The organism is Arthrobacter sp. SAFR-044 (assembly GCF_059414985.1).
Genome location: NZ_JBPFDN010000009.1, coordinates 175,608 through 187,948, shown reverse-complemented (window position 1 = coordinate 187,948; position 12,341 = coordinate 175,608). Strand labels below are relative to the sequence as shown.

Annotated in this window: 10 protein-coding genes; 8 read left to right on the top strand and 2 right to left on the bottom strand. The window is 66.5% G+C overall.

Translation table 11 applies throughout. The features are described from left to right. Nucleotides 1-9: 9 nt before the first annotated feature. Together ACR65J_RS15270 and ACR65J_RS15265 are read left to right on the top strand one after the other, a co-directional pair. Nucleotides 10-261 (top strand): single stranded DNA-binding domain-containing protein, encoded by a 252-nt coding sequence (locus tag ACR65J_RS15270; protein WP_440170528.1) that lies wholly within the window; start codon nt 10-12, stop codon nt 259-261. Then, a complete protein-coding gene (locus ACR65J_RS15265) occupies nt 258-1,028 on the top strand; it encodes a DUF3159 domain-containing protein (protein ID WP_440170526.1) in 771 nt (256 codons plus the stop codon). The genes ACR65J_RS15270 and ACR65J_RS15265 overlap by 4 nt, the downstream gene beginning before the upstream one ends. A gap of 118 nt (nt 1,029-1,146) precedes the next feature. On the opposite strand, the gene ACR65J_RS15260 is transcribed toward ACR65J_RS15265, so the two are convergent. Continuing rightward, entirely contained in the window at nt 1,147-1,905 is a 759-nt protein-coding gene (locus ACR65J_RS15260) for a potassium channel family protein (RefSeq protein ID WP_440170523.1), read from the bottom strand. After that, nucleotides 1,902-2,576 (bottom strand): potassium channel family protein, encoded by a 675-nt coding sequence (locus ACR65J_RS15255; protein WP_440170520.1) that lies wholly within the window; start codon nt 2,574-2,576, stop codon nt 1,902-1,904. The genes ACR65J_RS15260 and ACR65J_RS15255 overlap by 4 nt, the downstream gene beginning before the upstream one ends. 118 nt (nt 2,577-2,694) lie before the next feature. Here ACR65J_RS15255 and ACR65J_RS15250 point away from each other — a divergent pair, with 118 nt between their 5' ends. The 6 genes from ACR65J_RS15250 (at nt 2,695) to ACR65J_RS15225 (ending at nt 12,340) form a co-directional block, all read left to right on the top strand. Further along, nucleotides 2,695-4,671 (top strand): APC family permease, encoded by a 1,977-nt coding sequence (locus ACR65J_RS15250; protein WP_440170518.1) that lies wholly within the window; start codon nt 2,695-2,697, stop codon nt 4,669-4,671. Beyond that, nucleotides 4,668-6,056 carry a class I SAM-dependent RNA methyltransferase gene (locus tag ACR65J_RS15245; RefSeq protein WP_440170516.1) on the top strand — a complete coding sequence of 463 codons (1,389 nt, stop codon included), beginning with the start codon at nt 4,668-4,670 and terminating at the stop codon, nt 6,054-6,056. The genes ACR65J_RS15250 and ACR65J_RS15245 overlap by 4 nt, the downstream gene beginning before the upstream one ends. Nucleotides 6,057-6,222: 166 nt before the next feature. Beyond that, complete coding sequence (locus ACR65J_RS15240) at nt 6,223-9,048, top strand: aconitate hydratase (RefSeq protein WP_440170513.1); 2,826 nt, start codon at nt 6,223-6,225, stop codon at nt 9,046-9,048. A gap of 144 nt (nt 9,049-9,192) precedes the next feature. Continuing rightward, nucleotides 9,193-11,166 carry a 1-deoxy-D-xylulose-5-phosphate synthase gene (gene dxs / locus ACR65J_RS15235; RefSeq protein WP_440170510.1) on the top strand — a complete coding sequence of 658 codons (1,974 nt, stop codon included), beginning with the start codon at nt 9,193-9,195 and terminating at the stop codon, nt 11,164-11,166. Next, nucleotides 11,163-11,783: a DUF402 domain-containing protein gene (locus ACR65J_RS15230; protein WP_440170507.1), complete on the top strand. Its 621-nt coding sequence runs from the start codon at nt 11,163-11,165 to the stop codon at nt 11,781-11,783. The genes dxs and ACR65J_RS15230 overlap by 4 nt, the downstream gene beginning before the upstream one ends. Beyond that, nucleotides 11,780-12,340 (top strand): hypothetical protein, encoded by a 561-nt coding sequence (locus tag ACR65J_RS15225; protein ID WP_440170505.1) that lies wholly within the window; start codon nt 11,780-11,782, stop codon nt 12,338-12,340. Before ACR65J_RS15230 ends, ACR65J_RS15225 begins: the two co-directional genes overlap by 4 nt. Nucleotide 12,341 lies beyond the last annotated feature (1 nt).

The following is a 12,341-nucleotide window of genomic DNA, read 5'->3' as shown; positions in this document are numbered from 1 at the left end:
ATTGAATCGGTGACGTTTGTTCCTGCCGACCGGACTGCTGAATTCAGCGCGATCGTCTCCGAGGACGACGCCGCACGTCCCGCCGGCCCGGGACAGGGCAGGCCGCCACGGCTCCGTGTCGTCTGGCTGGGCCGCCGCCGCGTGCCGGGCATCGAAGCAGGCGCGGAAATCCGGGTCGAGGGGATGCTTGCCCGCGGTAAGGACATCCCTACCATCTTCAATCCGCGCTACGAGATACTGTCCCGCCAGGAGAACGAATGACCCCGCACCAGCCCGAACAGCCAACCGGCCCCGAGAACCCCGGCCGGAGCGCACAGCAGGGCGGGCCGCAGGCCGGGGGTACGTCCCCCGTGGCCGGGCTGGCCGCTGAGTATGCGGCGAAGGCCGGGCTCCACCGCACCCACGACGGAAGGGTGGACGTCCTGCGGAGCGCCGGGGGAGTGCAGGGCATCGCCGAGAGCATCGTTCCCGGCCTCGTCTTCCTGGTGGCCTTCACCATCACCCGCGAGCTCACCCTGTCCCTGGTTGCGGCCCTGGCGTCCGCAGCAGTCTTCACGGTGGTGCGGCTGGTCCAGCGGCGCCCCCTGACCCAGGCGCTGGCGGGTGTTGCCGGCGTCGGCATTTCGGCCTGGTTGGCCAACACCACCGGCAAGGCGGAGGACTTCTATCTTCCCGGCTTCTTTGCCAACGGTGCCTACATCCTGGCGATGGTCCTGTCCATCGCGGTGAAGTGGCCCGTGGCGGGGCTCCTGTTCGGCTTTATCCGGAACGAGGGCGTTGAGTGGCGCAAGGAACCGGCACGGGTCAAGGCATACCGCTTGGGTACCTGGATCATCGTGGCCGTCCTGGCGCTCCGGCTCATCGTGCAGGTGCCGCTGTACCTCATGGGCACCGAAGGCCTCGCCGCACTGGCCACCACCCGGCTCATCATGGGCGCACCCCTGTACATCCTCGGGGTATGGGTGGCCTGGCTGGTGACCCGGCCGGCTCCGGCCGACCCTGAAACCGGCGCGGACCGCACCGCCTGACAAACCAGGCCGCCTGACGCACCAGCTACCGGACGTACCAGCTACCGGACGCACCAGCCACCCGGCGCACAAGCTGCTTGATGCCCAAGCAGCTTATGCCCTGGGCGCGGCGGCCGGCCTAGCCGTCGAAGCCGTCGTCGTCCAGGGCATGGCCGTGGCTGCCGGCTGTGGCCGGCTGGCCGTTACCCGCAGCCTGTTCGCCGGTGTCGATGCTGCCCGGGGCGGAGGAGAGCAGCTCCCGCAGTCCGTCCTCGGCGGCGATGGTGGTCACGAAGAAGAGCTCGTCGCCGCCGTCGATGACGTCGTCCCGGCTGGGCGTGATGGGTGCCTGGTCCCGCAGGATGGCCACCAGGGTGGCGTCCTCGGGCCAGTGGATGTCACCGACGGTCATGCCGATGACGTGGGAATCGTGGGGCACGGTGAATTCCACCAGTGATGCCACGCCGGTCTGCAGCGTCAGCAGGCGGACAAGGTCACCGATCTCCACTGCCTCCTCCACGAGGGCGGTCATCAGCTGCGGAGTGTTGACGGCGACGTCGACGCCCCAGGAGTCGTTGAACATCCAGTCGTTCTTCGGATTGTTTACCCGGCCCACGGTGCGGCCAACGCCGAACTCCGTTTTTGCCAGCAGGGACACCACCAGGTTGACCTTGTCGTCGCCCGTGGCGGATACCACGACGTCGGCGTCCTCCACCTTCGCACCCTGCAGCGTGGAAAGCTCACAGGCGTCGCCCACCAGCCAGTGGGCGCCCCGGAGGCCGCTGCGCCCGATCACCTCGGGTTTGAGGTCGATGAGGAGGATCTCGTGCTTATGTGCCAGCAATTCCCTGGCGATGGACGATCCGACGCTGCCGGCGCCGACGATAACGACTTTCAATGGTTCTCCTTCGCGGGGGCTTTGGCGAGGATCTGTGCGATCTGGGCGCTGCGGTCCACCTGCAGCATGGCGTGCACGGTGTCGCCGTCCTGGTAGGACGTTCCGGCGTCCGGCAGCAGGCCCTCTCCGAAGCGGGTGAGGTAGGCAACGCGGACATCGGCAGCCTTTTCGATGCTGCCGATCCGGTGTCCGATCCACCCGGAGTCGAGGTCCAGTTCAGCAAGGACCAGCCGGCCGGAAGGCTCACGGAAGTCGCCTGCGAGATGCTGTTCGGGAAGGATGCGGCGCAACACCTGGTCCGCGCTCCAGCGGACGGCGGCCACCGTGGGGATGCCCAGGCGCTGGTAGATCTCGGCGCGTCCCGGGTCATAGATCCTGGCGACGACATGCGGGACATGGAAGGTTTCGCGGGCTACCCGGGTGGCAAGAATATTGGAGTTGTCACCGCTGGAGACGGCAGCGAAGGCATACGCTTCGCCGACCCCTGCCTGCTTGAGGGTGTCGCGGTCAAAGCCCACACCGGTGACCTTCCTGCCGGTGAAGCCCTGGCGGAGCCGGCGGAAAGCGCGGTCGTCCTGGTCGATGATGGCCACCGAATGGCCGGCATCCTCCAGTGTGTGCGCCAGGGTTGCCCCCACCCGGCCACATCCCATGATCACGAAATGCGCCACCGTATCTCCTCTGTATTTATGTCACGATCGTGCAGCTAGAACTCTACCGGCATAGCCCCTGGCAGGCGTGGCCGGGGCCCGTCATGACATCCTCCGCGAATCAGACTAGCTTTGTGGGGTGTTGACAATACTGAACGCCGTCAAACGCGTGCTGGTAGGCAGGCCCTTCCGCAATGACAGCCTGTCCCATACCCTGCTCCCCAAAAAGATCGCACTGCCGATCTTCGCGTCCGACGCACTGTCGTCCGTAGCCTACGCACCCGACGAGATCCTGCTCACCCTGGCCCTGGCAGGGGTCAGTGCGGTAGCGATTTCGCCCTTGGTTGGTTTGGCCGTGATGGTGGTGCTGCTGACCGTAGTGGCCTCCTACCGGCAGAACGTGCACGCGTACCCGTCAGGCGGCGGCGACTACGAGATTGCCAACGAGAACCTGGGCAAGTACGCCGGCCTGACCGTGGCGTCGGCCCTTCTGGTGGACTACGTCCTGACGGTGGCCGTATCGATGTCGTCGGCAGCCGCGTACCTCACCACGGCTGTACCGTCACTGCACGGTGAGCAGGCCGTCATCGCCACCATCGGCGTCGTCATCCTTGCCCTGGTAAACCTCCGGGGCATCAAGGAAGCCGGCAGCGTCTTCGCCGTCCCCACCTACATCTTCATGGCGTCCATCCTGGGCATGACGGCGGTGGGCGTGTTCCAGGCCACCACGGGGCAGCTGGGGCAGGCGCCGTCGGCTGCCTTCACCATCGTCCCCGCAGAGGGCTTCGACCAGGGCCTCGTGGGCCTCGCCGGCGCCTTCCTGCTGCTGCGCGCTTTCTCCTCCGGCGCCGCGGCACTCACCGGCGTAGAAGCCATCAGCAACGGCGTCCCCAACTTCCGGCACCCCAAGAGCAAAAACGCCGCCACCACCCTGCTGCTCCTCGGGGTGATCGGCGCCGCCATGCTGGCCGGCATCATCTACCTGGCCAACGCCACCAAGGTCCACATCGTGCTGGACCCCGCGAAGGAATTCCTGCTCAACGGCAGCCCGCTGCCCGAGGGCTACATCCAGAACCCGGCCATCAGCCAGATTGCGCAAACCATCTTCGGCGCCGGTTCCATCCCCTTCTACATCGTGGTGGCCGCCACCGGCGTCATCCTGGTGTTCGCATCCAACACCGCCTTCAACGGCTTCCCGGTCCTGGGCTCCATCCTGGCCCAGGACGGCTACCTGCCCCGCCAGCTGCGGACCCGCGGCGACCGGCTCGCGTTCAGCAACGGCGTCCTGGCCCTCGCCGCCGGCGCCCTGGTGCTCATCATTTCGTTCGATGCGGACGTCACCAAGCTCATCCAGCTCTACATCGTGGGCGTCTTCATCTCCTTCACCCTCAGCCAGCTTGGCATGATCCGGCACTGGGGCCGCGAGCTGAAACTTGCCAAGGACAAGGCCGTCAGGCGCAAGATGATCAAGTCGCGGACCATCAACAGCATTGGTTTCGGCATGACCGGGCTGGTGCTGGTCATCGTGCTGATCACCAAGTTCCAGCAGGGCGCCTGGATCGCCCTGCTGGCCATGTTCATCCTGTTCCTGATCATGTGGAGCATCCGGGCCCACTACGACAACGTCGCCAAGGAGCTCGCCGTGGACGAGGACTCCTCGCCGCGCGCGCTGCCCACCCGGGTCCACGCAGTACTGCTGGTGTCGCACGTCCGCAAACCGGTGCTGCGTGCACTGGCCTACGCCCGCGCGTCCCGGCCCTCCCGGCTCGACGCCATCACGGTGGACATCGATCCGGACGAGACGGCACACACCATCGCGGACTGGGAAAAGCTCGAGATCCCTGTGCCGCTGACCGTCCTCGCCAGCCCCTACCGCGAGACGGTGACGCCCATCATGGAGTACGTCAAGCAGATGCGCCTGGACTCCCCGCGGGACCTCGTGGTGGTCTACATCCCGGAGTACGTGGTGGGCAAGTGGTGGGAGCAGCTGGTGCACAACCAGACCGCCCTCCGCATCAAGACCCGGCTGCACTTCGAACCGGGAGTCATGGTGGCCAGCGTTCCCTGGCAGCTCAAATCCTCCGAAGAAGCCAAGAACCTCCAGGACGTCCAGTGACCGCCAGAAGCTCTGCCACCACGCAGCCCGCAACCGACGAAGCCGGCCACACCGGGGAAGAGGCTGTGCTCGACGTCGGGCCGGTTGCCCACGGCGGGCACTGCGTGGCGCGCCATGAAGGCCGCGTGGTCTTTGTCAGGCACGCCATTCCAGGGGAGAAGGTCCGGGTCAGGCTGACCGACGCCGCGGACGGCGCCAAGTTCTGGCGGGCTGACGTCATCGAGGTGCTCGAAGCGTCCCCCGACCGCGTCGAGCACTTCTGGCACGTGGCCGATTCCCCGCGCGCCTGGGGCCACGGCCACCCTCCCGTTGGCGGCGCAGAATTCGGGCACGTCACCCTTGCCAGGCAGCGCAGCCTGAAAGCGGAGGTGGTTGCCGAACAGCTCACCCGCCTGGCCGGCTTCGAGCAGTTGCCCTCCGCCTGGACAGGCGAAGTGGAAGCAGTGGGGGAGAAGGACGACGGCGGCAGCGGCCTTGGGTGGCGCACGCGGGCCAGTTTTTCGGTCACCCCCGGCGGCAGGCTCGGGATGCACGCCCACCGCTCCAACCACATTGTTGCGGTGCGCGAGATGCCCCTGGCCAGCGAAGCCATCAACGCCCTGCGCCTATGGGACCTGGACCTGCAGGGCATCGAACGGGTTGAGGTGGCCGCGCCGGCCAACGGTTCCCGGCCCCTGGTGCTCCTGGCCCCCGCGCCCGGCACCAAGGACAAGCGGCTGCGGGCCATCGCCGCGGCACTGTCCGCCGAGGCGTCGGTGGCGGCATTCGATCCGCTGACTTCCACGGTTACGCAGCTCCGGGGACGCACCTGGGTGCAGGAATCCGCCGCCGGACACGAATACCGGGTGACCGGCGAGGGGTTCTGGCAGATCCACCGCGACGCGCCCGGGACACTTGTGGGGGCTGTCACACAATTCCTGGCGGAGGGGGACTTCCTCCACCCCGGTGCGGTGGTCGCCGACCTCTACGCGGGCGCCGGGCTTTTCACCGCCGTCCTGGCCGACGCCGTGGGCGGGACCGGGTCCGTGCTTTCGGTCGAAGGGGCGCCGGGCGCCAGCCGCGATGCCCGGAAGAACCTGCACTCCGCACCGCGGGTGGAGGTGGTCCAGGGGCGCGTGGAGCGGGTCCTGCGCCAGCAACCACGGAACTTTGACGCCCTGGTCCTTGACCCGCCCCGGGCCGGAGCCGGGAAGGCCGTCGTCGGACAACTCGTTGCGTCACAGCCCCGGGCCATTGCCTATGTGTCCTGTGATCCGGCGTCGTTCGCACGTGACCTCGGTTACTTTCGCCGCTCAGGGTGGGGGCTCGTCGGGCTTCGGGCCTTCGACCTGTACCCCCACACCCACCACCTCGAGACGGTGGCACTGCTGACTCCGGCTCCATGATGCCGCCACGGTTTTCGACTACGATGGCCGTGGTAGTCCCACGTCGCGCCCGAATTCTCGGCCGGCCGTGTGCAAATTTTCGGGCCCTGGAACTACTTAGGGCTTCCTAACTAGCAGGCGGTCAACCGCGCGACAAAGATGAAACTGTTGCGAGAGGAGTCCTGCGATGAGCACTGTGGACAGCTTCGGTTCAAAAGGCAAACTTAATGTAGCCGGAACCGAGTACGAAATTTTCCGGTTGAACTCCGTTGAAGGTGCAGAAAACCTTCCGTTCAGCCTCAAGGTATTGCTTGAAAACCTGCTGAGGACCGAGGACGGCGCGAACATCACTGCCGATCACGTTCGCGCTTTGGCAGGCTGGGATCCGAATGCGGAACCCGATACAGAAATCCAGTTCACGCCGGCGCGCGTGATCATGCAGGACTTCACCGGTGTCCCCTGCGTGGTTGACCTGGCCACCATGCGTGAAGCGGTCAAGGACCTGGGCGGCGACCCCAAGCGGGTCAACCCGCTGGCACCCGCCGAAATGGTGATCGACCACTCGGTGCAGATCGACGCCTTCGGCAACTCCGGCGCACTGGAGCGCAACATGGAGATCGAATACCAGCGCAACGGTGAGCGCTACCAGTTCCTGCGCTGGGGCCAGACCGCGTTTGACGACTTCAAGGTGGTTCCGCCGGGAACCGGCATCGTGCACCAGGTCAACATCGAATACCTGGCCCGCACGGTGATGACCCGCGAAGTGGACGGTGCGCTCCGCGCCTACCCTGACACCTGCGTCGGCACCGACTCGCACACCACCATGGTCAACGGCCTGGGCGTGCTGGGCTGGGGCGTGGGCGGCATCGAAGCCGAGGCTGCCATGCTTGGCCAGCCCGTCTCCATGCTCATCCCGCGCGTCGTGGGCTTCAAGCTCAGCGGCAGCATCCCCGCCGGCGCCACCGCAACCGACGTGGTGCTGACCATCACCGAAATGCTGCGCAAGCACGGCGTGGTGGGCAAGTTCGTGGAGTTCTACGGCGAGGGCGTTGCAGCCGTGCCGCTGGCCAACCGCGCCACCATCGGCAACATGAGCCCCGAGTTCGGCTCCACCGCTGCCATGTTCCCCATCGACGACGTCACCCTTGACTACCTGCGCCTCACCGGCCGGTCCGAGCAGAACGTGGCCCTCGTGGAGTCCTACGCCAAGGAACAGGGCCTCTGGCACGATGCTTCCCGCGACATCAAGTTCTCCGAGTACCTGGAACTGGACCTGTCCACGGTTGTTCCGTCCATCGCCGGCCCCAAGCGCCCGCAGGACCGCATCGAACTGACCGAGGCCAAGGACGAGTTCCGCCACGACCTCAAGAACTACGTTGCCCACGACGCCAACGCCGGCACCCTGGACGAGTCCCTGGAGGAGACCTTCCCGGCCTCCGACGCCCCGTCCTTCACCTCCGGCGCTACGCACGTCTCGGACACGGACCGCGAACCGCCCAAGTACTCCGCAGCCCACGGCGGCGCAGGACGCATCACCAGCCCGGTCCCGGTCAAGATGGCTGACGGCCGCGAGTTCGAGCTGGACCACGGCGCGGTGACCATCGCATCCATCACGTCCTGCACCAACACGTCCAACCCCTCGGTCATGCTGGCCGCCGCCGTCCTGGCGCGCAACGCCGTCGAAAAGGGCCTCACCGCCAAGCCCTGGGTCAAGACCTCCGTCGCACCTGGCTCGAAGGTAGTCACCGACTACTACGAGAAGTCCGGCCTGACCCCGTACCTGGAGAAGCTCGGCTTCTACATCGTGGGCTACGGCTGCGCCACCTGTATCGGCAACTCGGGCCCGCTGGAAGCAGAGATCTCCGAGGCCATCCAGGCCAACGACCTCGCCGTCAGCGCCGTCCTGTCGGGCAACCGCAACTTCGAAGGCCGCATCAACCCGGACGTCAAGATGAACTACCTGGCCTCCCCGCCGCTGGTCATCGCGTACGCCCTGGCCGGTTCCATGGACTTCGACTTCGAAACCGACGCCCTCGGCAAGGACGAGGCCGGCAACGACGTCTTCCTGAGGGACATCTGGCCCAACCCGGTTGAGGTCCAGCAGGTCATCGATTCCTCGATCGACAAGGACATGTTCGCCAAGGGCTACGAAGGCGTCTTCGACGGCGACGACCGCTGGAAGGCACTGGACACCCCGGCCGGCGACACCTTCGCCTGGGATCCGAACTCCACCTACGTCCGGAAGCCCCCGTACTTCGAGGGCATGCAGGCACAGCCGGAGCCCGTCAAGGACATCTCGGGTGCCCGCGTGCTCCTGAAGCTCGGCGATTCGGTCACCACCGACCACATCTCCCCGGCCGGTTCCTTCAAGTCCGACACCCCCGCCGGCCAGTACCTGCTGGCCAACGGCGTGGAGCGCAAGGACTTCAACTCCTACGGTTCACGCCGTGGCAACCACGAAGTGATGATCCGCGGCACGTTCGCGAACATCCGCATCAAGAACCAGCTCCTGGACGGCGTTGAGGGTGGCTTCACCCGCGACTTCACCCAGGCTGACGGTCCGCAGGCATACGTCTACGACGCCGCGCAGAACTACCAGGCGGCCGGCACCCCGCTGGTGGTCCTGGCGGGCAAGGAGTACGGTTCCGGATCATCGCGCGACTGGGCAGCCAAGGGCACCGCGCTGCTGGGCGTCAAGGCCGTCATCGCCGAGAGCTACGAGCGCATCCACCGCTCCAACCTCATCGGCATGGGCGTCCTGCCGCTGCAGTACCCGGCCGGCGAGAACGCTGCCAGCCTGGGCCTGACCGGCACGGAAACCTTCTCGGTGGAGGGCGTCACCGCCCTTAACGAGGGCACCACGCCCAAGACCCTGAAGGTCACCGCCACCGCCGAGGATGGCTCCTCGAAGTCCTTCGACGCCGTGCTCCGTATCGATACCCCGGGTGAAGCGGACTACTACCGCAACGGCGGCATCCTGCAGTACGTGCTGCGCCAGATCTCCGCGAACTAGCGGGAACTGCCGCTCAGGCACCAACCTCCCCGAAGCCCCGGCCGGTCACCGACCAGCCGGGGCTTCGGCTTTGCAGCCACGTCCGGCCCTGCGGACCGAGGCGTTAGAGTTAAACGGCATGTCTACCACCCGAAGGAGGGGTCATTGGGAATCTTGGACACCATCCGGAATCCGCAGGACCTGAACGAGTTGACCGAGGAACAGCTGGAACAGCTGGCTTCGGAGATCAGGGATTTCCTGATCACGAACGTCTCCCAGACGGGTGGCCACCTCGGGCCCAACCTCGGCGTCGTGGAACTGACGCTTGCCGTGCACCGCATCTTCGAATCCCCCCGCGACAGCATCGTCTTTGACACAGGCCACCAGTCCTACGTCCACAAGCTGCTCACCGGGCGCCAGGACTTCAGCACGCTCCGCCAGGAAGGCGGCCTCTCCGGCTACCCGGACAGGGCCGAATCGGAACACGACATTGTGGAAAGCTCCCACGCGTCGTCGTCCCTGTCCTGGGCTGACGGCATTTCCCGGGCCCGCCAGCTCACCGGCGAAGGCGACCGGCACGTGGTGGCCATCATCGGCGATGGTGCCCTCACCGGCGGCATGGCCTGGGAAGCCATCAACAACATTGCGGCGGACAAGAAGCGCCGCGTGGTCATCGTGGTCAACGACAACGGCCGGTCCTACGCCCCCACGGTCGGGGGCTTCGCGGACTACCTTGCCTCCCTGCGCCCCACCATCGACTCCTTCCGCGCCGCCCCGGCGTACGAGGGCGCGCTTGACTGGTGGAAGAAGAAGCTGCAGGACGGCGGCCCCGTGGGGCAATTCACCTACAAGAGCCTGCACGCCATGAAAAAAGGCATCAAGGACTGGTGGGCGCCGCAGGGCATGTTCGAGGACCTCGGCATGAAGTACATCGGCCCGGTGGACGGCCATAACCTCCAGGCCATGGAGCACGCGCTCTCCACGGCCAGGAACTACGGCGGTCCCGTCATCGTGCACGCCATGACGGAAAAGGGCCACGGGTACGCTCCGGCCCGCGCCCACGAAGCCGACCAGTTCCACGCCGTCGGCATCATCGATCCCGAAACAGGCGAACCCACCGGCACCGGCGGCGCCCAGTCCTGGACCTCCGTGTTCGCGGACGAGATCGCCGCCATCGCCGACGAACGCGACGACATTGTCGGCATCACCGGCGCCATGCTGATCCCGGTGGGCCTGCACAAGTTCGCGGCCAAGCACCCCAAGCGCGTCATCGACGTCGGCATTGCCGAACAGCATGCGCTCACGGCTGCCGCGGGCATGGCATTTGGCGGCCTGCACCCGGTGGTTGCCGTCTACGCAACGTTCCTGAACCGGGCCTTCGACCAGTTGCTCATGGACGTCGCCCTCCACAAGGCCGGCGTCACCATCGTCCTGGACCGTGCCGGCGTCACCGGCCCGGACGGCGCCAGCCACCACGGCATGTGGGACATGGCCATGGTCCAGATCGTCCCCGGCCTGCACCTGTCCGCACCCCGTGACGCCACCCGGCTCCGGGAGGAACTCCGCGAGGCCGTTGCCATCAGCGACGCCCCCAGTGTGGTGCGTTTCTCCAAGGGGTCCGTCGGCCCCGCCGTCGAGGCACTGGAACGCCTCAGTGACGGCGTGGACGTCCTCGCCCGCCGGCCTTCGGGCTCCACGGAAAACGACGTGCTGATCGTCAGCGTTGGTGCCATGGCCGAACTGGCCCTCGACGTTTCGAACCGGCTCGGCGCCCAGGGCATCAGCACCACCGTGGTTGATCCGCGCTGGGTCCTTCCTGTCCGCCGTTCCATCATTGCGCTGGCTTCACACCACCGCCTGGTGGTCTGCATCGAAGACGGCGTCCGTGCGGGCGGCGTTGGCTCGCGCATCCGCCAGGAGATGCGTGCCGCAGGCGTCGACACCGCCCTGAACGAGGTGGGCCTGCCGGTTGAGTTCCTTGACCACGGCACCCGCAACCAGGTGCTGGAGCGCGTTGGGCTGACCGCCCAGCAGATCACGCACGACGTCGTCGCGCAGGTCCTGGGCACGAAGGTTCCGTTTGCGCGGCCCTTGCCGGGCCAGCAGCACCCCACCACCGGCAGCCTTCCGATCCTGTGAGGGACGAGGATGAACTGAAGTACCCCGGCCCTGCGGGGGAGTCCGGAGCAGTCCTGCACACCACCACCACCCGAGTCCCCAACGGGCTGCAGCCGGGCCAGCTGGTGGTCTCCCGGAACCGGAAATGGAACGGCAAGGCCCACTGGGTGGTCCCCGGGCGCTACCTTGGCGAGGACCAGCACGGGTGGTGGATCTTCCAGGGCACCAACGAGTTCTGTTCCCGCCCCGGCGCCGCGTTCTACACCCGCTCGGACGCTGTCCTGCTGGTGCCGCGCCAGGGCGACTGGGTGGCCACGTTCTACGACTCAGCCCACCCCGGCGGAGTACGGGTCTACATCGACTTGGCGGTAGGCCACGAGTGGACCCACATCCGGCCCGCCGTGACTGAGTTCCATGTGATCGACATGGACCTTGATGTCATCCGCACCGCGGCCCGCGGCGTCTTCATCGACGACCAGGACGAGTTCGCGGAGCACAGCGTCTCCATGCACTACCCGCACCGGCTGATCGAGGACATCCAGGCTGCCGCGGACGGGCTTTACCACGCCGTGAAGGCACAGCACGCGCCATTCGACGGCACCGACGTCGAATGGTTTACCAAAGGACGCACCACATGAGCGGCATTGTCAGGGTCTACAAGCGCGACGACGAGGGCGTCCTCCAGTTCCGGGAGGCCTGGTTCGACGAGGAATACTCCCAGTTCGTCATGAACTTCGGTGCCGTGGGGCACCAGAGCAAGACCGAGGAGACCGATGTCCCCGATGCCGGCGCTGCCGAGGGCCTCCTGGACGCCTTTGCCGCACAGTGCGCGGAGGACGGATACGCGGAGGTCCCCAACGAGGAACAGTTCTGGGTGGTGGCGCAGTTCGCCCTCAAGACCAAGGAAGGCACCGACCGGGACCGCCGCCTTGAGCAGAAGGCCAAGTACGCGCTCATCAGCCACTTGGCGTGGCGGGGCCTGGGAACCGTGGAGCGGTCCGAATTCACCGATTACAAGCTGAATATCTTCTGCCTGTGCCCGGACGTGAACAAGGCAGTCAACGCCATCAAGGTGTGCGCCCGCGGCGAGGACCTCGACTTCACCAAGCTCAGCATCGGGGCTGCCCCGTACAGCGACCCGGACCACTTCAAACTCAAGCATTCCGCCAAGACCGCCAGCAGCTTCAGCCTTTAGG